This window comes from Aeromonas sp. FDAARGOS 1415 (assembly GCF_019048365.1).
GTDB classification, from domain to species: domain Bacteria; phylum Pseudomonadota; class Gammaproteobacteria; order Enterobacterales; family Aeromonadaceae; genus Aeromonas; species Aeromonas taiwanensis.
In genome coordinates this window covers 3148827-3171895 of sequence record NZ_CP077363.1, presented here as the reverse complement: position 1 = coordinate 3171895, position 23069 = coordinate 3148827, and the positions used below count along the sequence as shown (strand labels likewise).

Genomic DNA, 23069 nt, shown 5'->3' with positions numbered 1-23069 from the left:
GACCATAAAAAGGGGAGCCATCGGCTCCCCTTTTTCATCTGTCTTGCAACCCAGTCCCCTCTCAGGACTCCCACAGAATGCGTTGACTGCCTGACCAGCGCTCGCCGATGTCCGCATACTTCTGCTCCAGCAGGTGGCGACGGATCTTCATGGTGGGGGTCAGCACCCCGTTCTCGATGTTCCAGGGCGTCTTGACCACCAGGATGCCGCGCAGGCGGGCATGGGACTCCAGCTTGTCGTTGACCCGATTGAGGGCGCTCTCCAGCTGGGCGTCCACCCCGGCCCTGTCGGCCTTCATGGCGCTCTCGGCAAGCTGCACCAGGGCGACCGGCTGCGGCATGCCGTAGCCGATGACGCACAGCTGCTCGATGATGGGCTCCTGCCCGAGCATCCCCTCGATGGGCACCGGGGCCACGTACTTGCCCTTGGCGGTCTTGAAGACGTCCTTCATGCGGCCGGTGATGGTGAGGTAGCCCTCCCTGTCCAGCTTGCCCATGTCGCCGGTATGGAGCCAGCCGTCGGCGTCGATGGCCTCGCGGCTGTGCTCGGGATCCTTGTAATAACCCACCATCATGCCCTCGCAGCGACAGAGGATCTCCCCCTCGTCGGAGATGCGAATGGTCACCCCGGGCCCCGCCTTGCCGACGGTGCCAATCTTGTCGACCCTAAACGGGAAGTTCAGGGTGGAGAAGGCGTGGTTCTCGGTCATGCCCCAGGCCTCGGTGATCTCGAGGCCGATGCTGTGGTACCACTCCAGCAACGCCGGGGCCACGGGGGCCGAGCCGCAGCCCAGCACCCGCGCCTGATCCAGCCCCAGCCCCTGCTGCAGCTTGCGTTTGATGAGGCCGGAGACGAGGGGGATCTTGAGCAGCAGCGCCAGCTTCTTCTGGGGCAGCTTCTCGTGGATCTTGATGCGGAACATGGCCCAGAGCCGCGGCACCGAGATGAAGACGGTGGGCCGGCAGCGTTTGACGTCCTCGATGAAGGTGTCGAGGGACTCGGGGAAGGCGATGGTGGCGCCGCTGAACAGGCTGCCGCCGTAGATGTAGACCCGCTCCGTGATATGGGCGAGCGGCAGGTAGGAGAAACCGCGATCCTCCGCCGTGAGGGCAACCGCCTCCACCAGCTTCTCGCAAGACCAGGCGTAGCGCTCCACGCTCAGCATGGCCCCCTTGGGCTTGCCGGTGCTGCCGGAGGTGTAGACCAGGCTCAGCAGGGCATCCGGCGCCTGCACCGGGCTATCCGGAATGGGGTCGTATTGCGCCAGCAGATCGTCCCACTGGTGCGCCGCCGGCATGGTCTCATAGGGCAAGGCGATGCGCAGCAGATCGCCGGGCACCCCCGCCTCCTGGCTCTTCCAGTCGTCCAGCTTGCCCACGAAGATCGCCTTCGCCTCGCTGTGGCGCAGCACGTACTCTATGGTGTCGACGTTGGCGGTGGGATAGATGGGAACGCTCACGTAGCCCCCCATCTGCATCGCCAGATCGGCGATGAACCACTGGGCACAGTTCTTGGAGAGCAGGGCTACCTTGTCGCCGGAGACCAGTCCCAGCGCACGCAGTGCCGCCACCATGCGCCGCGCCTCGTCGGCGACCTCACCCCAAGTGAAGTCGACGTATTCGCGGTGAATGGTCTGACGAAGATAGATTCGGTCGGGACACTGCCGCTCCCAGTGATAGAGCATCTCGAGCGGCAGTCTGGTGGCAATGCGTGAGGAGGAGGCCATGGTTTAATCCCTGAAACAAAAGGCGAGCCTCATTATTAACCTTTTGATAACACTCAGGGAAGCAGAATACTTAAACTTGTGTTTGAACTGCGAATGGGATCAAGCTTCCGCCTCTTGCTGCAGACGCTTCCACATCTCCTGCACCAGGGCCTCGTCCTGCTCCGAGAGCTCTCCCTGCAGGATGGCCTCGTTCAGGCTGCGCAGCACATAGCTCTTCACGTCCCGCACCAGGGTCTTGCCCTCCAGCTCGGCCCGGGCGACCGCCAGCGAGATATGGCCACGCAGATAGCCGCCCGCAAACAGTTCGTCTTCGCTGGCCGTGGCGACCATGGCGTCGATCAGTCCCAACAACTTGTGTTCAAAATCGTGAATCGTCATTTAACGCAGCCTCATTTCCGGGGTTGCCGGCAAAAAATTCGGGGGAGTGGAACCGCGATCCGGTTGATCGCGGCTCTCTGGCGCCAGGCCAGCCGCATCCTTGATGTCCTATTCCGGGTTGGCCACCGGGTAGATGACCTGGTCCTTGTATCCCGTGGTTATGCGCAGATAACCACTTAACGACCGGTTCAGTGCAGGATCGTCGGTATCCACCAGCAGTGGACGGCCTTCTAGTGCCGCCAGCTTGGTCTTGGTGGCGAGCACCTGGATATGCTCTCGCCCGACGGCCCGGATCACGTCTGGACTCAATTGCTGATTTCCGCGCCCGAACAGATGTCCCTGACCGCCGATCAGGGTGATGATCAGCCGGCAGCGACGGCCGCGGATCCGGGTCAGGATCTCGGCGGCGGACAGATCCTGCCCGATAAGCCGGCCATTTTCCACCAGATCCACACCGAGCAATGTATTTTCGAGACCGAGCTCCGCCATGCAGGCCGCCACCGTGCTCCCCGACCCCATCAGGTAGAGGGTATCGGGTTCCATCTGCTCCACCACGCCGGCGGCGAGATCCGCCAGCACCAGCTCCTCGGACTCCTTGCCCCCCTGCTTGACCGCCTGTACATAGCGCAGATCCCCGGGCACCAGGAGCTGGCCGTAATGGCGGGCACGGACCTTGCCTGCCCGAAACGCCTCTTCGTCGATGTCCATCACCTCCGCATCCACCAGGCTCAGGAGCTCGCCGGCGATCATCCTGGCCGCCACCCGGCCGCTCGCCGCCGGCGTCACCCCATAGACCCCGGAGTGGATCTTGCACCCCGCCGGAATGCCGAGCACATGGCAGGACTCCCCCACGGCGGCGCAGATGTCACGGGCTGTGCCGTCGCCGCCGGCAAAGAGCAGCAGATCCACCCCGGCATCGCGCAGGGCCAGGGCGGCGGCACGGGTGTCCTCGGCGCTCGTCTGCACTGCGGCGGGTTGATGAACGATGCGGTGGGGCAGCGCCAGCTCGGCGGCAAGGTCGGCCCCCATCTCCCCGGCCACCGTCAGCAGCTCGAACGGCGTGGTCAGCTCGCACAGGGGCGCCAGCGCCTGACGGGCCCGCTCCCGAGACCTGGCCACGCCCCCTCGTGCCAGCGCTTCGGCCACCATGCCGTCGCTGCCCTTGAGACCGACGGCCCCGCCGATACCGGCGATGGGGTTGATGATAAGCCCTAATCGAAACATGTTGTCCTCCCGTTGACTGGTCACCATTTTTATCTTTTCCCGCCACTGGGACAAGGCATGACCCCCTGCTAAAATGCGCGACTTCAACCTCAACCAATGTTCAACCAAGGTTCAATCATGCTGGAATGGATTGCGGACCCCTCCGCCTGGGTCGCGCTCGCCACCCTGACCCTGCTCGAGATCGTGCTGGGTATCGACAACATCATCTTCATCTCCATCCTGGTGGGGCGACTGCCGGAAGCACAACGCCAGAAGGCGCGCATCCTGGGACTCGGCCTCGCCATGGGTACCCGCATCCTGCTGCTGCTCTCCCTGGCCTGGGTGATGCGCCTCACCGAGCCGCTGTTCAGCGTGCTGGGGGAAGCCATCTCGGGACGGGACCTGATCCTGCTGGTGGGGGGCCTGTTCCTCATCGCCAAGAGTACCCACGAGATCCACCAGAGCCTGGAAGGGGCCGCCGATGAGCAGAGCACGGTGAGCAAGACCGCCGGCTTCCTGTCGACCCTGGTGCAGATCGCCATCCTCGACATCATCTTCAGCCTGGACTCCGTCATCACCGCGGTCGGCATGGCGGATCACGTGCCCGTCATGGTGCTGGCCATCGTCATCGCCGTGGGCGTCATGATGTTTGCCGCCAAGGCGATCGGCGATTTCGTCGACACCCACCCCACCATCAAGATGCTGGCCCTCTCCTTCCTCATCCTGGTCGGGGTCGCCTTGATGGCCGAGGGGCTTGATCTGCACATTCCGAAGGGTTACATCTACTTCGCCATGGCCTTCTCGCTGGTGGTGGAGATGATCAACATCCGCCTGCGTGGCCACCAGGAGCGGGCCAAGTAAGCCCCCTCTTCAAGAGCCAACAAAAAGCGCGACCCCGGGTCGCGCTTTTTTATTGTGTTCATTGCCTGGGCGCACCGCCCATAGGCTCAGAGTGCGTTGCGGGTGGCCACCGCATCGGCCAGGTTGCGCAGCAACACTTCGGTATCGGCCCAGCCGATGCAGGCATCGGTGATGCTCTGACCGAAGGTGAGTTCGCACCCTTCCACCAGATCCTGACGCCCTTCCACCAGATGGCTCTCCACCATGACGCCGAACACCGCCTTGCTGCCGGCGCGCAGCTGACCGGCCACGTCCTCGGCCACCAGCATCTGGTTCTTGAACTGCTTGCTGCTGTTGGCGTGGCTGAAGTCGATCATCACCTTCTGGGGCAGACCGGCCTTCTCCAACCCCTTCACCACCTCACCCACGTGGGCTGCGCTGTAGTTCGGCTCGCGGCCACCGCGCAGGATGATGTGACAGTCCGGGTTGCCGGCGGTCGAGACGATGGCGGAGTGACCGTACTTGGTCACCGACAGGAAGTGGTGCGGCGCGCTGGCGGCACCGATGGCATCGATGGCCACCTTGATGGTGCCGTCGGTGCCGTTCTTGAAGCCCACCGGGCAGGAGAGACCGGAGGCCAGCTCGCGGTGTACCTGGGATTCGGTGGTACGGGCGCCGATGGCCCCCCAGCTCATCAGATCCGCCACGTATTGCGGGGTGATCATGTCGAGGAATTCGGAGGCGGTCGGCAGCCCCATGTCGTTGAGATCCAGCAAGAGCTTGCGCCCCAGGCGCAGGCCGTCGTTGATCTGGCAGCTGTTGTCGAGGTAGGGGTCGTTGATGAGCCCCTTCCAGCCCACCGTGGTGCGCGGCTTCTCGAAGTAGACCCGCATCACGATCTCCAGCTGATCTTTCAGCTCGTCGCGCAGCACCTTGAGGCGCTTGCCGTATTCCAGGGCGGCAACCGGATCGTGGATGGAGCAGGGGCCGATCACCACCAGCAGGCGCTGATCCTCACCGGCCAGGATGTTATGGATGGCCTGACGGGACTCAAACACGGTATTTGATGCGGTCTCGGTCGCCGGAAACTTCTCAAGCACCGCAACCGGGGGCAATAACTCTTTGATTTCACTGATACGTACGTCGTCGGTTTGATGCTGCATGACAAGATTTCCTGCTAGATGACTGCGATGAAGAGATCCCAATCTAGCCCTCTGCCGGGACGGTGTAAATAGAAAATTACATCATCATTAAAAGAATTTTGTTACTCGACCTTGCAAGTTTAAACAATGCTGCTAGTAGGGCGGGAGACAGGCGGGGAGCAGAAACGAAAAGGCCCGCACCAAGGCGGGCCCGACGGGCTTAAACGGCCTGGCTGATACTGGCCAGTTTGTCGAAGTAGTCCGGGAAGGTCTTGGAGGTACAACCCGGATCATTGATGGTGACCGGGGTGTCCGACAGCGCCACCAGGGAGAAGCACATGGCGATGCGGTGATCGTTGTAGGTGTCGATGGCCGCATGCTTGAGCTGCTCTGGCGGGGTGACGGTAATGAAGTCGTGCCCCTCCTCCACTTCCACACCCAGCTTGCGCAGCTCGGTCGCCATGGCGTGCAGGCGATCGGTCTCCTTCACCCGCCAGTTGTAGATGTTGCGAATGGAGGTGGTCCCCTTGGCAAACAGCGCCGTGGTGGCGATGGTCATGGCCGCATCCGGGATGTGGTTCATGTCCATGTCGATGCCCTTGAGCGGCCCCTGCTCCGCCTCGATAAAGTCGTCACCCCAGGTGATGCGGGCGCCCATCTTCTCCAGCACGTCGGCGAAGTGGATGTCCCCCTGGATGCTGTGCTTGCCGATGCCGGTGACCCGCACCTTGCCCTTGATGGCGCCCGCCGCGAGGAAGTAGGAGGCGCTGGAGGCATCCCCTTCCACCAGGAAGTCGCCCGGGCTGACATAGGTCTGGTTGCCCTTGATGTAGAACACCTTGTAGTCGTCGTGTTCGATGACCACCCCAAACTGCTTCATGATGTGCAGGGTGATGTCGATGTAGGGCTTGGAGACCAGCTCACCCTTGATGTGGATGCGGGTGTCGCCGGCCGCCATGGGGGCCGCCATCAAAAACGCCGTCAGGAACTGGCTGGAGACGGAGCCGTCCACGTGCACGTCACCACCCCAGAGACCCTTGGCATCCACCACCAGGGGCGGATAGCCGTCTTTCTTCAGATACTGGATATGGGCACCCGCTTCGCGCAAGGCATCCACCAGATGGCCGATGGGGCGCTCTTCCATGCGCGGCTCGCCGCCCAGGGTGTACTCGCCCGAGCCCAGGCAAAGGGCGGCGCAGAGGGGGCGCATGGCGGTGCCGGCGTTGCCGAGGAACAGATTGACCGGCTCTTTCACCGCGAAGCTGCGACCCAGTCCGTGCACGGTGCACTCGGTCTTGTCGGCGGAGAGCTTGTACTTCACGCCGAGCTGGGTCAGCGCCGCCAGCATGTGGCGGATGTCATCGCTGTCGAGCAGGTTGGTCAGCCGGGTGGTGCCGCGCGCCAGGGCGGCCAGCAGCAGGGCCCGGTTAGAGACACTCTTGGAGCCAGGCAGATTGACTACCCCGGCCACGCTAGAAATGGGTTCCAAACGCAACGAATTCATAGACTTCCTGTACGATCTCAAGTAAATCACCTGACCGGACGTTAACAGCCCGCGCCCCGCACGGCAAGTTCGGCGGTGGCACAACTGCGGGACCCGGGCGCCGGGGTCAGGATAGGCCTGAAAAACAGACGCCGGGGAGTCCCCGGCGTCTGGCAATGGGGAGACACGCCTCAACCGTGGCGTTTGGCAAACTCATCCATGAAGCTGACCAGCGCCTTGACCCCTTCCAGGGGCATGGCGTTGTAGAGGCTGGCACGCATGCCGCCGACGATGCGGTGTCCCTTGAGCGCCAGCAGACCGGCCGCTTCCGATTCCGCCAGGAACAGCTTGTCCAGGGCCTCGTTCTTCAACTGGAACGGCACGTTCATGCGGGAGCGGCAGGCCGCGTCCACCTTGTTGCCATAGAAGCTCGACTGATCGAGGTAGCCGTAGAGGAAGTCGGCCTTCTCCTTGTTGCGCGCTTCCATGGCCGCCAGGCCCCCCTGCTCTTTCAGCCACTCGAACACCAGGCCGGCCAGATACCAGGCGTAGGTGGGCGGGGTGTTGAACATGGAATCGTTCTTGGCGGTGAGCTGGTAATCGAAGATGGACGGCACGTCGGCACGAGCCTGGCTCAGCAGGTCGTCGCGCACGATGGCGATGGCCAGGCCCGAGGGGCCGATGTTTTTCTGGGCGCCGGCATAGAGGATGCCGAAGCGGCTCACGTCGAGGGGGCGGGAGAGGATGGTGGAGGAGAGATCCGCCACCAGGGGCACGTCGCCGGTGGCCGGGATGTCGAACATCTCGATGCCGTCGATGGTTTCGTTCGGGCAGTAGTGCACATAGGCCGCGTCGGCGCGAAACGCCGGGGTCGGCAACAGGTGGGAGACCCCCTGCTCGTTCTTGGCAACCCCTTGATAGGTCTGGATGTCACCATATTTCTGTGCCTCATCCACGGCGCTCTGGGCCCAGACGCCGGTCACAAGGTAATCGGCCTTCTTGTTGGCGCCACCCAGCAGGTTCATGGGCACGGCGGAGAACTGGCCGCGGCCGCCACCGTGCATGAAGAGCACCTTGTAGTTGTCCGGCACCGCCAGCAGATCCCGCAGATCGGCTTCGGCCTTCTCGGCGACCGCCATGTAGGGCTTGCCGCGGTGGGACAGCTCCATGACCGAGGCTCCCAGCCCCTGGAAATTACAAAATTCGCGCTGGGCGCGCTCCATGACTTCAACCGGCAACATGGCGGGGCCGGCGCAGAAGTTGTAAATCTGTTTGCTCATGACGCTTTCCGTGAATGGATGTGTGTGATCGGTGACTCGAACGTTTTTACACGACAGGCCCCCGTGGGGGCAAAGGCTTTTTGGGATCTGGCGCAAGCTTTTGCCCCGGTGCCACCGGGCACCATTCAGACAAAAGCCCTGAACGGGTCAGGGCTTGCAGAGAATATGCATGGAAACGGGGGAGAGACAGCACGGACGGCTTTCTTCGCCCCTTTGTAGCAAATTTACAGCTTGGCGGTGAGCTCAGGCAGCAGGGTGAAGAGATCCCCCACCAGGCCGTAGTCTGCCACCTGGAAGATGGGGGCCTCGGCGTCCTTGTTGATGGCGACGATCACCTTGGACTCCTTCATGCCCGCCAGATGCTGGATGGCCCCCGAGATGCCGACCGCGATGTAGAGCTCGGGTGCCACCACCTTGCCGGTCTGCCCCACCTGCAGATCGTTGGCCACAAAGCCCGCATCCACCGCCGCCCGCGATGCGCCGACCGCGGCCCCCAGCTTGTCGGCCAGGGCGTCAATCAGGGCGAACTGCTCTCTGGAACCGAGCGCCCGTCCGCCGGAGACTACCACCCGGGCCGCCGCGAGGTCGGGCCGTGCCGAGCGCACCGCGCGCCGCTCGATGAGCCGGGTGCGACACGCCACCTCGCTCACCGGCAGCCGCTCTATCTGTGCCTGTGTGCTGCCGGACGCCGCCTTGGCGAAGGCGGTGGACCGCACGGTGAGCACCTTGATGGGGGCCGAGCTCGCCACCCGGGCAATGGCGTTGCCCGCATAGATGGGGCGCAGGAAGGTGTCGGGCCCCTCGATGCCGGTCACCTCGGCGATCATCTCCACCCCGAGCCTGGCCGCCACCCGCGGTAGCAGATCCTTGCCCTGGCTGCTGGCCGCCATCAGGCAGTGCCGGTAGTCCTGCACCACGCTGACCAGCAGCTTGTCGACCCCGTCGTTCAACTCTTCCGCGAGCATGGGGTGTTCGGCCAGGAGCACCCGGCTCACCCCCTCGAGGGAGGCGGCCTGCTCCCCTGCCTCCGTCAGCCCCTGCCCCAGCAGCAAGACATGCACCTCGCCCCCCAGCAGACCCGCCGCCGTAACCAGCTGGGCCAGGTTGTCGGCGATCCGCCCCTGATGATGTTCCGCAATCACGAGTACGCTCATGGCAGCACCTTGATGTCATCCATTGATCCTGTCCCTCTCTGGGCCCTTGTTCCGCCCACGGCGGCGTTCCCTGTGGAGAGTTTCCTCTTCCAGCCCGTCCCCATCAGATCACCCCGGCTTCGTGCTTGAGCTTGTCCAGCAGCTCGTCCACCGAGCCGACCTTGATGCCGGCCCGGCGCACCGGCGGGGCCATCACCCCGAGCAGCCGGGTCTGGCCGGCCGGCTCGACCCCGAGGGCCACAAACGGCTGGCTCTCCAGCGGCTTGCGTTTGGCCTTCATGATGTTGGGGAGCGAGGCAAAGCGCGGCTCGTTGAGGCGCAGGTCCACGGTCACCACGGCAGGCAGTGCCATGCCGAGGGTCTCGAGGCCGCCGTCTATCTCGCGAGTCACCTGCAACTCCCCCTCCACCAGCCTGACAGCGGAGGCGAAGGTGGCGAGGGGCCAGTCATTGAGGGCCGCGAGCATCTGCCCCACCTGGTTGTTGTCAGAATCGATGGACTGCTTGCCGAGCAGCACCAGATCGGGCTGCTCCTGCCCGCACACCGTTTGCAGGGCCCGGGCCACAGTGAGCGGAGTCAGGGTTTCGTCGGTGATATAGTGCAGCGCCCGATCCGCCCCCAGGGCCAGGGCGTGGCGCAGCTGCTCGGCCGCGGCCTCGGGGCCGAAGGTCACCACCACCAGCTCGCTCGCCACCCCGGCTTCCCGCAGCCTGACCCCCTCCTCCACCGCGATTTCACAAAACGGGTTGATGCCCATCTTCACGTTGGCGAGCTCCACATCGGAGCCATCGCCCTTGACCCGGATCCTGACGTTGTAATCAACGACCCGTTTGACTGCGACCAGCAGCTTCATGGCGGTCATCCCTCGTACCTGTTGTGTGGGTCCACTTTGTCACCACTCACTTTTCTGCTGACAAAGTGGTTTACGTTTACGTAAACTACCGACACTACCCTAGGCCAAGTCGAGCGCAGAGGCAAGATGGAACGCGAAGCAATGGAATTTGATGTCGTCATCGTCGGTGGCGGCCCGGCAGGCCTGAGTGCCGCCATCGCATTGAAGCAGCAGGCCCCGGCCCTCTCGGTCTGTCTGCTGGAGAAGGGGGCCGAGATCGGCGCCCACCTGCTCTCCGGCGCCCTGCTCGACCCCGTCGCCCTCAAGGAGCTGCTGCCGGACAGCTGGCAGGAGGCACCCCTCGGCGTGCCGGTAACGGATGATCAGGTGCATCTGCTGCAAAGCGGCAGCCGCGCCCTGCAACTGCCCCACTGGGCGGTGCCGCCGCGCATGCACAACGACGGCAGCCATATCATCAGTCTCGGCAACCTCTGTCGCTGGCTCGGCAAGCAGGCCGAGGCCCTCGGCGTCGAGATCTACCCGGGCTTCGCCGCGAGCGAGCTGATCGTGGAAGCGAACAGGATAAGAGGGGTGGTGACCGGCGATCTTGGCCTCGACAAGGAGGGCAACCCCAAGCCGGATCACGTGCCCGGCATGGCGCTATATGGTCGCTACACCCTGTTTGCCGAGGGGGCCCGCGGCCACCTCGGCAAGCAGCTGATCGCCCGCTTCGACCTGGAGAGCGCCATCCAGCCCCAGCACTACGCCATCGGGTTCAAGGAGCTGTGGCAGGTACCCGCCGGCCAGTCCCACCCCGGCCGGGTGCTGCACGGCAGCGGCTGGCCCCTGGGAGAGGATAGGGGCAACAAGAGCCAGGGAGGCTTCTATCTCTACCACCTGGCGGAGGATCAGGTGGCGGTCGGCCTTATCGTCGATCTCAACTACCAGAATCCCTGGCTCAGCCCCTTTGACGAGTTCCAGCGCCTCAAGCATCACCCCCTGATCGCCCAGACCCTGCAGGGGGGCGAGCGCATCAGCTACGGCGCCCGCGCCATCGCCAAGGGGGGCTGGCACTCCCTGCCGCGCATGCACTTCCCCGGCGGCCTGCTCATCGGCTGCGACGCTGGCACCCTGGATTTCTCCCGCATCAAGGGGATCCACACCGCCATGAAGTCCGGCATGCTGGCAGCGAGCACGGTCGCCATGGCTTTGCGCGGCGGGGACGAGGGGGGACGGGATCTGGCCGAATTCAATGACGCGCTGCACCAGAGCTGGCTGGCGAGCGAGCTGAAGGCGGCCCGCAACTTCGGCGCGGCCCTGCACCGCTTCGGCCCCTGGCTGGGCGGTGCCTTCAACTGGCTGGAGCAGCGCCTCTTTGCCCGCACCTCCCCCTTCACCCTGAAGGATCGGGAGCCGGACTATCGCCAGCTGCGCATGGCAAGCCGCTGCGAGCCCATCGACTATCCCAAGCCGGACGGGCGGCTCAGCTTTGACAAGCTCTCTTCGGTCTATCTGGCCAACACCAGCCACGACGAGGATCAACCCTGCCACCTCACACTCCAGGACGCGCGCATTCCGGTCGAGGTCAACCTGCCCACCTGGGCCGAACCCGCCCAGCGCTACTGTCCGGCCGGGGTGTTCGAGATCCTGGATGGGGAGACGCGGCCAAGGCTGCAGATCAACGCCGCCAACTGCATTCACTGCAAGACCTGCGACATCAAGGATCCCAGCCAGAACATCGTCTGGACGCCTCCCCAGGGCGGCTCGGGCCCCAACTATCCCAATATGTAAAAGCACTGGGCCGGCCTGAGGCATCAGGGAGGGGGTCGGCCCTGTCAAGCATGCGCAGCCCCGGAACATCGTCTGGACCTCGCCCCAGGGCGGCTTCGGCCGCAACTATCCCAATCTGTGAAAGCAACTGGGCCCCGCGCCGTCCCGGGGTCTGGACTCAACCACGCCGCAGGCTGATGGTGGCGGCCAGGGAAGTGGAGAAAAGCGAGGGAAAGATCCGCGCTTTCGGGGCCGGATCCGCTGCTCCGACCTCGCCGCTTTTTTGAGCAAACAGGCTGAACCCCCGATGAATAGGCCCTGACAAGCGAGGCCCGCCCCTGTATAGTTCGCCGCATTCAGGTTGTCCATCGGCCTCGTTATGCTATTTCATGGGATCGCTTTCCGTGCGATCTAAGGCCGCATGAACCTGTGCAACCATCCCTGATTACCCATGACTTCTTAAGGGGGGACAGATGATCACCGCCTACATTCTCAACAACAAGGTGCTGGACATAGTCACGCTCGGGCCGGACGACATCGTCCCCGACAACACCGTCTGGCTGGACGCCTACAAGCCGGATACAGCGGAGCGAGAATGGTTGACGGGCCTGTTCCTGGAAGAGGTCCCCGACAAGGAAGAGCTGGATGACATCGAGGCATCCGCCCGTTTCTACTGGGACACCGACGGTCTGCACATTCACTCCCTGTTCCCCCAGCGCATCGGCCGCGACACCAAGGGTGTGCACGTCTCCTTTACCCTGCGCAACAACCTGCTGATCAGCATCCGCGAGGATGACATCGGTCTGGTGCGCCTGTTGCGCCACTACATGCGCCAGGACAGGCTGGAAGTCGAAGATGCCCTGGACATCCTGCTGGAGGTGCAGAACCTCAAGGTCGAATACCTCTCCGACCTTATCGAGGATGGGTACAAGACGCTGGAAAACACCGCCGATCAGATCTTCGAGCCGGACCAGATCAACCCCATGCTCAAGGAGTTGATGGCCCAGGAAGAGGCCAACGGCCAGATCCGCCTCTCCCTGCACGATACCCGCCGCGCCCTGCGGTTCTTGAAGCGCAGCCTGCGCCAGCGCATGACGAGCGAGCAGAACAAGTGGATCGACGAGATGCTGCACGACGTGGAGTCCCTGCTGCCCCACACCCAGTTCCTGTTCGACAAGATCAACTTCCAGCTGGAGGCCTCCATGGGGGTAACCAACCTGGAGCAGAACAAGGTGATCAAGATCTTCTCGGTAGCCGCCGTCATCTTCCTGCCGCCGACCCTGATCGCCAGCATCTACGGCATGAACTTCGGCCGCATGCCGGAGCTCGCCTGGGAGTACGGCTATCCGCTCTCCCTGGTGCTGATGGTGATGTCCTCCCTCGGTACCGGCCTCTTCTTCAAGCGCAGGGGCTGGCTGTAACGACCGCAACAGATATCCGGATTGGGGGGCTAAGCCCCCCGATTAATTCCCCTCTCCCCCCACGCCTTGCAAAGGGCCCGCTCCCGCCCCATATCCTTCCCACCACTTGCACTATCCAGGCGAAGACCGGGCAACCATGACTCTCTATCCCGAACACCGCTACGACGATCACGGCCAGCTGCGCCCGCCGATCTGGTTCTGGCCCATCGCCCTGCTGCTGACCCGCTCGGTATGGCTCTTCCTGATGGCCGGCGTCACTCGCGAGAGCGGCAGCGCCATCCTGACCCTCTTCTACCCGGACAGGATCACCCTCTACCTCAGCCTGCTGACCGACGTGCCCGCCATGCTGGCCCTGCTCGCCTGCGGTGGCACCTATCGCCAGACCCGAAGCCCGCGTGCCTGGCTCAGGCGCCACAGCCGCGCCCTGCTGCTCTGCTCCACCGCGAGCGGCCTGGTGATGCAGCTCCACAGCCTCAACGTGCAACACTGGTCGTTCAGCTGGCCCACCGCCCTGGTGCTCATCGCCAGCCTCTGGGCACTCTGGTACCTGCTAAGAAGCCGCCAGCTGCGTGACTACGCCGTGGACCAACCCCATTGAGGTTCACTGGCGCGTGACCCGGATCTGCAGGGTCTGGCGCTCGCTGTCACGGCTCACCCCGATGCCTGATGGATTGGAGAGCCCAGCTTCCTGATTTCCTCCGGTGGTGGAAAGCTCCCCCACCGTCAACCACTGGCCCGGCGCACCGCTCACCTCGGTGGCGCTCTGGCCGGTGCGTATGTTGCCCCGCTCCAGCCTCGCCTGCTCGCTGCTGAGCGCCACCAGCACCCTGTCTCCTATCAGGGTGGCGGTGGCGTAGAGACCGCTCACCAGCGGCATCATGCCTACCACCCGCCCCCCCTGCCACTGGTAGAAGGTGACCGGCTGATAAGAGCCCATCTGCAACAGCACGGGCCGCCCCGAGAGACCGCGCACCTGCCAGTTGTCCTGCTGGGTGCGCTGGTAATCCCGGGCCCCTCCCTCTATCAGCCACTGGCGTTTGCGATTGTCGTTGCCAATGCCTAACCCCGCCTGCCCGCTGCTGGAGGCACCGTCAACCCGCCATTCGATCAGCAGGCTCTGGGGGGGCTGGTTGAGCTGGTTCAGGGTCGCTTCCGCCTCCTGCAACTGAGCCGCGCTGCCGCTCAGCACCAGCTGGTTGCCCATGGCGCTCACCCCCAGATCCGGATACAGCTCCTTCAGGGTCTGCACCATGGCCTCGGCCTCGAAGACAGGCACCACCTTCACCTCGGCCCGCAGGGGCAGTGCCCAGAGCCCGCAGCAGTAAAGCACCCAGCACCCTCGCCAGACTCTCATCATCACCTCTCCCTCTTCGTCGTGATCGTTGCACCTTGCCATCATGGGCCATGACACCGCGAATGCAATGAGCGGTTCGAGAGCCCCTTCTTTGGGCCCTGAAGCAGCCCCGTGCGAAAGACTCATTGAGAAATCATTCAATACAAATAAAAATGGTTATCATTTGTTGTCACATCAAAAACCCTCGGATACAATTCGGACTCATTTTTTCGAGTCAGCCTCTGATGAAGCCAGAATCCGTCGTCTCCACCCCTGCAGCCATCCATCTGGCGCTGCTGATCAACATGCTCTCCATGGGCAGCATGATGATGGTGATGCCCCTTGGGCCGGATCTGGTGACGAGCCTGGGGATGCTGCCGGAGCAGACCGGAGACTTCAGCGGCGGCGCCACCCTGGCCGCGGCCCTGATGGGGCTCATCGCCGCCCCCTGGCTCGATCGGGTCAATCGCAAACCCGCCCTGCTGGCGCTGCTCACCCTGCGCTTCGTGCTCTTGATGGCCTGCGCCTGGGCAGAGGAGAGCCAGACCCTGCTGGTGCTCTTCATCCTGTCAGGCTGCGTGGCCGGGCCGCTCTCCGCCATCCTGATGGCGGCAGTGCTGGACCTGGTCCCCCCAAGCGAGCGCGGACGCCGCCTCGCCTACGTGGGCATGGCCTTCTCCCTGGCCGCCATCCTGGTGGTGCCCGTCGCCCTGACCCTGGCCCAGTGGCTCGGCTGGCAGAGCCCCTTCCTGCTGTTTGGCGCCTGCGGCCTGCTGCTGGCCCTGCTCTGCGCCATCTGGCTGCCGTCCCTGCCGGTCAGCCGCGCCCCCCAGGGCCAGGGGCTGCGCCAGCTGCTGGGTTCGCCGCTCTGCCAGGGCGCCCTCGTCATCCTCTGCTTGCAGATGTTTGGCCACTTCCTGCTGATCCCGCATTTTGCGAACTATTTCCAGTTCAACCTCGCCTTCCCCCGCGAGCAGATCGCCGCCCTCTATCTGTGCGGCGGCCTCGCCAGCATGGGGACCATGCGCCTGTGCGGCGGCTGGATTGACAGCGGCCGGGCCCAGGGGGCCATCCTCATCACCAGCCTGCTGCTGGCCCTGGTCACCCTGCTTGGCTTCGCCCTGCCGGCGGGCCTGCCCGTCTACCTGCTGTTCACCCTTTTCATGGCGCTGAGCTCGGCCCGCGCCAGCACCACCCTCGCGATCACGGCGGCCATTCCGGCCCCCCATCAGCGCGCCGCCTTCATGTCATTCCAGGGCACGGTCACCAATGTGGCGGCCGGGCTCGGCAGCCTGCTCTCCGCCCGATACCTGGTGTCGGACGAACATGGCGCCCTTCACGGCTTCGCCACCCTGGCCTGGACCAACATCGCCTGCGGCCTGCTGGCCTGCGCCGGCGTCTGGCTCCTCATCCGGGGTCTGAAGAGCACAAGAGATAACAACAATCCTGCCTCTGGCACTGCCAGACAAGGAAGTCAGTGAGCACCCGGGCCCACCTTGCCCAACCCCATAACCTCGGTTTTATTCATGGAGTTTTGACAATGCAGTTGCAGCATGGCGTATTTCGCTTGAACCCGATCCTGCTCTCCCTCGGCCTGATGGCCGCCCCGGGCCTGGCCCAGGCCGAATCGGTCAAGGCCAACGAGACTGTGGTGGTCACCGCCACCCAGACCAAGCACACCGAGCTCTCCGCCCCGGCCAGCGTCTCCGTGGTGACCCGCGCCGATCTGGACAAGATGAACGTCAACAACATCGGCGATGCCCTCAAGCACGTGCCGGGTGTCAACATCATTGCCACCAACCCCACCGGTCGCAACGAGATCAAGATCCGCGGCATGGGCGGTGACTACACCCTGTTGCTGGTGAACGGCAAGCGGGTCAACGCCCGCGAGACCCTGGGCAGCGCCTACGGCAACGACTTCGATCTCAGCTCCATCCCCATGGCCGCCATCGAGCGCATCGAGGTGATCCGCGGTCCCGTCTCCTCCCTGTACGGTGCCGATGCCCTGGGGGGCGTGGTCAACGTGATCCTGCGCCAGGCCAGGGAGAAGACCGAGGCGGCCGTCGGCTACACCCACACCATGCCCACCAAGGGGGATGGCGGTGACGCCAACCAGGGCAGCGCCTTCGTCTCCGGCGCCCTGATCGACAATACCCTGCTCGGCAGCGTGGTGGTGGAAGGCTATCAGCGCGACCGCTGGCACAGCGATCAGTCCAACAACCCGGACGCCGATGCCCTGGAGAAACGGGAAGTGGTCAACGTGCTCTCCAGCCTGAAGTGGCTGGTGGCCGACAACCAGGACATCGATTTCGATCTGGGCTACAACCAGAACGACATGGACAGCTACTTCAACAACGTGCCCCGCGCCGCGACCGCACCGGCCACTCCCCACAACGTGCAGAAGCTGGATCGCCTGAGCCTGGGGGTCACCCACAACGGCCGCTGGGAGCACTTCGACAGCCGGGCCCGCTACTACTTCGAGCAGACCGACCTGATGGACGACTCCCAGCTCAACGGTGGCGCCGCCGACATCACCCAGACCAACCACACCGTGGATGGCCAGGTCAGCGGCTACCTCGGGGATCACCTGCTCACCTCAGGCGCAGAGCTGCGCAAGACCGAGCTGGAGCACAGCCGCAACATCACGAGCGGCAGCGTGGATGCGAGCCAGAGCGCTCTCTACCTGCAGGACGAGTTCGGCTTCGGCGATCTGGCCCTGACCCTCTCCGGCCGCCTCGACCACCACGAGACCTATGGCAACGAGTTCAGCCCGCGCGCCTATGCCCTCTACACCCTGACCGACGAGTGGGTGCTCAAGGGTGGCGTCGGCAAGGCGTTCAAGGCACCGACCCTGGCCCAGTCCAGCGAAGGCTTCGCCACCACCGCCTGCCGCGGCGCCTGCAAGGTGATCGGCAACCCGGAGCTCAAGCCGGAAACCGCCGTCAGCTACGAGCTCGGCACCGCCTACGAGGCCGATCGCTTCGGCGCCGGGGTGACCGGCTTCCACAACGACATCGAGGATCTGATCCAGAGCGATCAGTGGGGCCCGGGCTACCGTCCGAGCGTGATGACCTACCTCAACGTCAAGAAGGCCCGCATCAAGGGGCTGGAGCTGACCGGCTGGGTCGACGTGCTGGACAACGTGCAGCTGACCGGCAACCTGACCCTGCTGGACTCCGAGGACAAGAGCACAGGCGACGATCTGGCCAAGACCCCGGATCACACCGGCAACCTCGGCCTGGACTGGCAGGCGAGCGACCTGGTCAGCGCCAACCTGGCCTGGCAGTACGTGGGCAGCCAAGTGATCAAGGTGCCGGCCCGCAACGCCCAGGCATTCACCTCCAAGCACTACCAGACCCTGGACGTGAACACCAAGTGGACCGTCACGCCGGCCCTGGACTTCAAGCTCGGCATCACCAACCTCACCAACACCCAGCGTGACGAGGTGGCCACCGACGCCGACTTCATCCTGGAAGGTCGTACCGTCTACGCCGGGGTCGATTACAAGCTGTAATCCCCCCCTGTACGGGAGCTCCGGCAACGGGGCTCCCTTTTTGCGTTTCTGCCTCCCCAAATTCAAGGAGTCATTGAGTGCTCGGATACCAAGCTCGGCTGTTCTGGCTCGGCATGCTGCTTCTCCTCCTGCTGATTTGTCTGTCACTGGCCACCGGGGCCGGTGTCTATGGTGGCCGCGAGGTCGCCGGTTTCCTGCTGGGCGACCCCGCCCTCGTGGCCGATGAAAAACTCGCCATGATAGTCCACACCCTGAGACTGCCGCGCACCCTGGCAGCCCTGGTGGTGGGGGTCTGCCTCGCGCTCGCCGCCTCCATGCTGCAGAGCGCCACCCGCAACCCCCTGGCCGAGCCCGGCCTGCTCGGGGTCAACGCCGGCGCCGTCTTCGCCCTGGTGATCGGCCTCACCTGGTTCGGGGTCGAGTCCGCCTATGGCTACCTGCTCTGGTCCGGCATGGGGGCCCTGCTCGGCAACCTCATCGTGCTCGGCCTCGGCCTCATGGTGGGGCGCTCCAACCCCCTCAAGCTCATCCTGGTGGGGGTCGCCCTCTCCGCCACCTTCGGTGGCCTCTCCAACTTCCTGCTGCTCTCCAACCGGGTGGTGCTGGAGCAGTTCCGCTTCTGGAACCTGGGGTCGCTGGCTGCCTCCAGCCTGGATTCGGTGCTGACCGTGGTGCCCTTCGCGCTGGCCGCCCTGCTGCTGACCCTGGCCCTGTGCCGCCAGCTCACCCTGATGCAGATGGGGGACAACCAGGCCCAGGCGCTCGGCATCCGGCCGACCCGGGTGCGCATCGGCGTGCTCCTGGCCGCCACCCTGTTCACCGCCTGCGCCATCGCCATCGCCGGTCCCATCGGCTTCGTCGGCTTCCTCGCCGCCTACTGCGCCCGCCTGGTGGAGCCGGTGCGCCTCACCATCCAGGTGCGCTTCTCCGCCCTGTTCGGGGTGCTCTTCCTGCTCGGTGCCGACATCCTGGCGCGCTGGCTGATCCAGCCGTTCGAGTTGCCCAACGGCGTCATTCTGGCGCTCATCGGCGCCCCCGTGCTCATCCTGGTGGTGCGCAGCGGCGGCTTCCGCTCCCTGCTGGCCGTCAAATAAGGTGACTTTCCATGCATGACTCCCAGATCCGTGCCCCTCATCATGACGCCCCCCCCAGCGGCACCCTCTGCCTGCGCCTCGGCCGCCACAGCCTGCTGCTGGAGCGCCGCGCCTGGTGGCTCACACTCGGGCTCATGGTCGCCCTCACCCTGCTCTCCCTGCTGGCCCTCACCCTGGGCTCGGGCAAGCTCACCATGGCCGGGGTGATCCAGACCCTGCTCGGGGAGGGGAGCCGCCTCGACCAGGTGACCGTGTTCAAGATCCGCTTGCCGCGCATCGTCGCCGTGCTGGTGGCGGGGGCCGCCATGGGCCTCTCCGGCTGCCTGGTACAGACCCTAGTGCGAAACCGCCTCGCCACCCCGGACATGATCGGGGTCAACGAGGGGGCCTCCTTGGCCATCATCGTCTTCTCCCTCTACCTGACCCTGGGCACCTGGCCCTGGTGGGCTGCCCCCTTCGGCGCCCTGTTTGCCGCCGCCGTGCTCTACGCCCTGTGCAACAAGCCGGGGGAGCAGGGCTACCTGTTCGTGGTGATCGGCATCGGCGTCTCGGAGCTGATGAACGCCGTCGGCCAGTTCGTCATGTCCACCCAGTCCCTGGTGCACCTCACCAGCCTCTACCTGTGGAACATGGGCAACTTCGTCGGCCAGGGCTACAACACTGTGCTGCCGGTGGGGATCCTGATCCTGCTGGTCTGCCCCTGGATCCTCTATCTCTCCCGCGCCCTCGGGGTGCTGCGCCTCGGCCCCGTCACCGCCAGGACCCTCGGGGTCAATGTGAACCGGGTACAGCTCGGGGTGCTGGCCCAGGCCATCGTCGTGGCGGCGCTCGGCACCGCCATCGGCGGCCCCGTGGTCTTCATCGCCATGGCCGCCCCCATCCTCGCCTCCTGGCTCAGCCGGGATCGCATCGTGCCGCTCTGGATTGCGGCCCTGTGCGGCGCCCTGATGCTGCTGGCCAGCGACACCCTGGTGCGGGTGCTGGCCAGCCCCCACGAGGTGGCCACCGGCATCATGACCCGCATTCTCGGCGGTCTGCTGCTGCTCTTCATCCTGGTCAAAGACCGCCAGAAGGCCGACTGACCATGCCATTTTTCCTTTTTCATCACAGACCGAGGGCCGCCTGATGACGCTCACCGTGAATCGCCTCCATTTCGGCTACCAGCACAAGACCATCTTCGAGGAGATCTCCTTCTCCCTCCCCCGGGGCAAGCTGGTGGGGATCGTCGGTCCCAACGGGGGTGGCAAGTCCACCCTGCTCAAACTGCTGGCGGGCCAGGAGCAGCCCAAATCCGGGGAGATCCTGCTCAAGGGCAAGCCCCTGTCGAGCTACGGCATGAAGGCCCTGGCCCGGGAGCTCGCCTACCTGCCCCAGCGCCCCCTGGTCCCCCCCGGCATCCGGGTCGAGCAGCTGGTGCAGTACGGTCGCCACCCCCACCAGGGCTGGTTCAATCAGTGGAGCGACGAGGATGCCCGCATGGTGCGCTGGGCCCGGGAGCGGATGCAGCTCGATGCCATCTGGCACCAGAGCGCCAGCTCGCTGTCCGGCGGCCAGGCCCAGCGGGTCTGGCTCGCCATGGTGCTGGCCCAGGACGCGGACATCATCTTGCTGGATGAACCCACCAGCGCGCTCGACATCGGCCACCAGACCGAGGTGATGGAGGCCATCCACAGAGTCGCCGCCGAAGGCAAGACGGTGCTGATCGTCATCCACGATCTCGCCACCGCCGCCCGCTACTGCGACGAGCTGATTGCCCTGGGGGATGGGGGCATCCAGGCCATGGGCCCGGCCCGGGAGGTGGTGACCAAGCCGTTGATTGACCGCCTCTACCAGACCGACGTGGACATACTGCACGCCCCCGGCGACGGGGCCCCGGTCATCGTGCCCCGCCGGCGCCATGGCCAAGAGGTGCACCTGGCGCACACCGGGGCGGACAGGCAACGGGCCTGAGACAGGCAGTAAAAAACCGCCATCAGGGCGGTTTTTTCTTTTGATGGCTCAGAGCGCCAGCAGGCTGATCACCCCTCCCGGCAGGGCTTGCCAGTGCAGGGTGGCGCGCCAACGGGCGGGCAGGGCCGGCGTCAGCGGGGTTTTTAGCTCCAGAGTGAGGGTCTGCGCCGTCATGGCGAGCCAGCGGGCGTCGAGAAAGTCAAAGTAGCGCCCCACCCGGGGATAGAGCCCCTTAAAGAGGCTCTCCTTGGCGGAGAACACCAGGGTGAGTCCCTCCGCCCTGCTCAGACCAACGGCGCGGGCGCTGGCCTCCAGCCTCCCCCACTCCTCCTCATCGACGATGCCGGGCCAGAGCGTGCATGCCTGCGCGTCCTCGAGCCAGGCTTCCAGATCCAGGCCCAGCCCGTCCTTGCCCGGGCGCACCGCGCACAGGGCCACCCCCTCCCCCGAAAGCACGCTGTGGCTGATGCTCCCCTCCAGCCCCGCGGGCCAGAGTGGCTCGCGGGCCGCCCCGATGGCCACGGGATGCTCCGCCAGATCAAAGGGGCGCAAGGCCTCCCGGGCCGCGAGACGCCCCGCCAGAAACTCCCCGAGGCGCTTGGGGGCGGCTCCCTGCAATGAAGGCGGCAGGGGGATGCCCTGCACCCCAAAGCCGTCCGGCGAGAAGGCGGCGGGATCGAAGCAGACGCGATGGAGAGTCAGCCCCTCCAGGCCTGGCAGGAAGAACCTATCGGTATGACGGATAAAATGCCTGACAGCAGGCGGCGAAGAGGGGGGCATAACGGGCTCCTGACAGGGGCCTGCGATGGTACCAAAGCTGTGCCCGCCGACGCCACAAATACAAATGACAACGCTTCTCACTTGCTTTGTGGTAGCATGTCCCCGCCCATTTGGGGCTGGCCGGGCGGCGCTCAGGCACTTTCCACAGGCTCCGGCCCACCGATTTCACCCATAAGGATGTCACCATGAAGATCTTCTCCCCGCTGGCCACCTTGCTGATGTTGGCCAGCCTGACGGGCTTCCAGGCCCAGGCGGACAGCCGCCAGGTCATCGATGCCAACGGCCAGCCCCAGACCGTCCCCGATGCGCCCCGGCGGGTCGTGGTGTTGAGCGAACTGGATCTCGACAGCGCCCTGACCCTGGGGCTGCAGCCGGTGGGCACCGTCAATGGCCGCGGCCAGCCCACCCTGCCCCGCTACCTGCTGGACAAGGCGGGCAAGGAGATCGCCGTGGTCGGGGATCTGGACAACCCCAACCTGGAGAAGCTGATCGATCTCGCGCCCGACCTCATCCTCACCGGCCAGACCAAGCCCGAGCTCCTGGCCCTGCTCAAGGAGATCGCCCCCACCGTCGTCACCGGCAACTGGGGCGAGCCCTGGAAAACCGTGTTTGGCCGCAGCGCCGACGCGATGAACCGCAGCGCCGAGGCCAAGGCCTTCCTCGCCCGGTATGACGCCCGCCTGGCGGAGGCCCGCAGCAAGCTTGCCCAGCATCAGGGGGAGCAGATGAGCATAGTGCGCTGGAACCCCAAGGGGCCGAGCTACATGCACGGCGGCACCTTCGCCAGCAGCGTGGTCACCGAGATGGGGCTCACCCGCCCGGCCCACCAGATTGGCGACCGTAGCCCCCACTCCCCGGCCCTGAGCCTGGAATCCCTCAACCTGCTGGATGGCGACTGGCTCGTGATCGGCACCCTCAGCACCAGCGGGGATGCGGTGGATGCCATGACACAGGCCGAGCAGACCCCGGCCTTCCAGCAGCTCGGCGCCATCAAGGGCAAGCGCTTCGGCGCCGTGGACGGGTCGCTCTGGACCTCCACCGGCGGCCCCCAGGCGGCCCTCAAGGTGATCGACGACGTCGAGCAGCTGCTGGCCAAACCGGATGCCGCCCCCATCGCTCACTAAGCCCCCCCTCGGTTGACGGCCAACAAGAAGCCCGCATGATGCGGG

Annotated in this window: 20 protein-coding genes; 10 read left to right on the top strand and 10 right to left on the bottom strand. The window is 65.0% G+C overall.

What is annotated here, in order from left to right; all coding sequences use genetic code 11:
* Window positions 1–61: 61 nt before the first annotated feature.
* From I6L45_RS14960 to I6L45_RS14950, 3 genes are all read right to left on the bottom strand, one after another.
* Complete coding sequence (locus tag I6L45_RS14960) at window positions 62–1726, bottom strand: AMP-binding protein (RefSeq protein WP_216982491.1); 1665 nt, start codon at window positions 1724–1726, stop codon at window positions 62–64.
* Window positions 1727–1825: 99 nt separating this feature from the next.
* Window positions 1826–2104: a YfcL family protein gene (locus tag I6L45_RS14955; protein WP_043761173.1), complete on the bottom strand. Its 279-nt coding sequence runs from the start codon at window positions 2102–2104 to the stop codon at window positions 1826–1828.
* Between the two features lie 108 nt (window positions 2105–2212).
* Window positions 2213–3328: an ATP-NAD kinase family protein gene (locus I6L45_RS14950; RefSeq protein WP_216982490.1), complete on the bottom strand. Its 1116-nt coding sequence runs from the start codon at window positions 3326–3328 to the stop codon at window positions 2213–2215.
* 117 nt (window positions 3329–3445) lie between these two features.
* Here I6L45_RS14950 and I6L45_RS14945 point away from each other — a divergent pair, with 117 nt between their 5' ends.
* The gene (locus I6L45_RS14945) at window positions 3446–4168 is read left to right on the top strand and encodes a TerC family protein (RefSeq protein ID WP_210548494.1); all 723 of its coding nucleotides are present in this window, start codon (window positions 3446–3448) and stop codon (window positions 4166–4168) included.
* A gap of 86 nt (window positions 4169–4254) precedes the next feature.
* Here the strand turns inward: I6L45_RS14945 and aroG are convergent, their stop codons facing one another.
* The 5 genes from aroG to I6L45_RS14920 all read right to left on the bottom strand — a co-directional run bounded on the left by aroG (window position 4255) and on the right by I6L45_RS14920 (window position 10059).
* Window positions 4255–5310, bottom strand: a complete 1056-nt coding sequence (aroG, locus tag I6L45_RS14940) for a 3-deoxy-7-phosphoheptulonate synthase AroG (RefSeq protein ID WP_216982489.1) — start codon at window positions 5308–5310, stop codon at window positions 4255–4257.
* 199 nt (window positions 5311–5509) lie between these two features.
* The gene (gene aroA / locus I6L45_RS14935; protein ID WP_043761179.1) at window positions 5510–6793 is read right to left on the bottom strand and encodes a 3-phosphoshikimate 1-carboxyvinyltransferase; all 1284 of its coding nucleotides are present in this window, start codon (window positions 6791–6793) and stop codon (window positions 5510–5512) included.
* A 170-nt stretch (window positions 6794–6963) separates the two neighbouring features.
* Window positions 6964–8052: a 3-phosphoserine/phosphohydroxythreonine transaminase gene (serC, locus tag I6L45_RS14930; protein WP_216982488.1), complete on the bottom strand. Its 1089-nt coding sequence runs from the start codon at window positions 8050–8052 to the stop codon at window positions 6964–6966.
* 224 nt (window positions 8053–8276) lie between these two features.
* A complete protein-coding gene (locus tag I6L45_RS14925) occupies window positions 8277–9206 on the bottom strand; it encodes an electron transfer flavoprotein subunit alpha/FixB family protein (RefSeq protein ID WP_134696193.1) in 930 nt (309 codons plus the stop codon).
* A gap of 103 nt (window positions 9207–9309) precedes the next feature.
* Window positions 9310–10059 carry an electron transfer flavoprotein subunit beta/FixA family protein gene (locus I6L45_RS14920; protein WP_043761422.1) on the bottom strand — a complete coding sequence of 250 codons (750 nt, stop codon included), beginning with the start codon at window positions 10057–10059 and terminating at the stop codon, window positions 9310–9312.
* A 126-nt stretch (window positions 10060–10185) separates the two neighbouring features.
* On the opposite strand from I6L45_RS14920, the gene I6L45_RS14915 reads away from it, so the two are divergent.
* The 3 genes from I6L45_RS14915 to I6L45_RS14905 all read left to right on the top strand — a co-directional run bounded on the left by I6L45_RS14915 (window position 10186) and on the right by I6L45_RS14905 (window position 13827).
* Window positions 10186–11829 carry an electron transfer flavoprotein-ubiquinone oxidoreductase gene (locus tag I6L45_RS14915; protein ID WP_216982487.1) on the top strand — a complete coding sequence of 548 codons (1644 nt, stop codon included), beginning with the start codon at window positions 10186–10188 and terminating at the stop codon, window positions 11827–11829.
* Window positions 11830–12281: 452 nt separating this feature from the next.
* Window positions 12282–13229 (top strand): magnesium/cobalt transporter CorA, encoded by a 948-nt coding sequence (corA, locus tag I6L45_RS14910; RefSeq protein ID WP_043761189.1) that lies wholly within the window; start codon window positions 12282–12284, stop codon window positions 13227–13229.
* Between the two features lie 136 nt (window positions 13230–13365).
* Window positions 13366–13827 (top strand): DUF2919 domain-containing protein, encoded by a 462-nt coding sequence (locus tag I6L45_RS14905; protein WP_216982486.1) that lies wholly within the window; start codon window positions 13366–13368, stop codon window positions 13825–13827.
* Window positions 13828–13830: 3 nt separating this feature from the next.
* On the opposite strand, the gene I6L45_RS14900 is transcribed toward I6L45_RS14905, so the two are convergent.
* On the bottom strand, window positions 13831–14583 hold the full coding sequence (locus tag I6L45_RS14900; protein ID WP_216984223.1) for a hypothetical protein: 753 nt from the start codon (window positions 14581–14583) through the stop codon (window positions 13831–13833).
* A gap of 224 nt (window positions 14584–14807) precedes the next feature.
* Between I6L45_RS14900 and I6L45_RS14895 the strand changes: the two genes are divergently transcribed.
* The 5 genes from I6L45_RS14895 (at window position 14808) to I6L45_RS14875 (ending at window position 21120) form a co-directional block, all read left to right on the top strand.
* A complete protein-coding gene (locus tag I6L45_RS14895; RefSeq protein WP_216982485.1) occupies window positions 14808–16043 on the top strand; it encodes an MFS transporter in 1236 nt (411 codons plus the stop codon).
* 59 nt (window positions 16044–16102) lie between these two features.
* The gene (locus I6L45_RS14890; protein ID WP_216982484.1) at window positions 16103–18076 is read left to right on the top strand and encodes a siderophore amonabactin TonB-dependent receptor; all 1974 of its coding nucleotides are present in this window, start codon (window positions 16103–16105) and stop codon (window positions 18074–18076) included.
* Window positions 18077–18153: 77 nt separating this feature from the next.
* Window positions 18154–19170 (top strand): amonabactin ABC transporter permease subunit 2, encoded by a 1017-nt coding sequence (locus I6L45_RS14885; protein WP_216982483.1) that lies wholly within the window; start codon window positions 18154–18156, stop codon window positions 19168–19170.
* A gap of 11 nt (window positions 19171–19181) precedes the next feature.
* Window positions 19182–20252: an amonabactin ABC transporter permease subunit 1 gene (locus tag I6L45_RS14880; protein ID WP_216982482.1), complete on the top strand. Its 1071-nt coding sequence runs from the start codon at window positions 19182–19184 to the stop codon at window positions 20250–20252.
* 43 nt (window positions 20253–20295) lie between these two features.
* Window positions 20296–21120 (top strand): amonabactin ABC transporter ATP-binding protein, encoded by an 825-nt coding sequence (locus tag I6L45_RS14875; RefSeq protein ID WP_216982481.1) that lies wholly within the window; start codon window positions 20296–20298, stop codon window positions 21118–21120.
* A 48-nt stretch (window positions 21121–21168) separates the two neighbouring features.
* On the opposite strand, the gene I6L45_RS14870 is transcribed toward I6L45_RS14875, so the two are convergent.
* The gene (locus tag I6L45_RS14870; RefSeq protein WP_216982480.1) at window positions 21169–21900 is read right to left on the bottom strand and encodes a 4'-phosphopantetheinyl transferase; all 732 of its coding nucleotides are present in this window, start codon (window positions 21898–21900) and stop codon (window positions 21169–21171) included.
* 185 nt (window positions 21901–22085) lie between these two features.
* Here I6L45_RS14870 and I6L45_RS14865 point away from each other — a divergent pair, with 185 nt between their 5' ends.
* Complete coding sequence (locus I6L45_RS14865; protein ID WP_216982479.1) at window positions 22086–23024, top strand: iron-siderophore ABC transporter substrate-binding protein; 939 nt, start codon at window positions 22086–22088, stop codon at window positions 23022–23024.
* Window positions 23025–23069 lie beyond the last annotated feature (45 nt).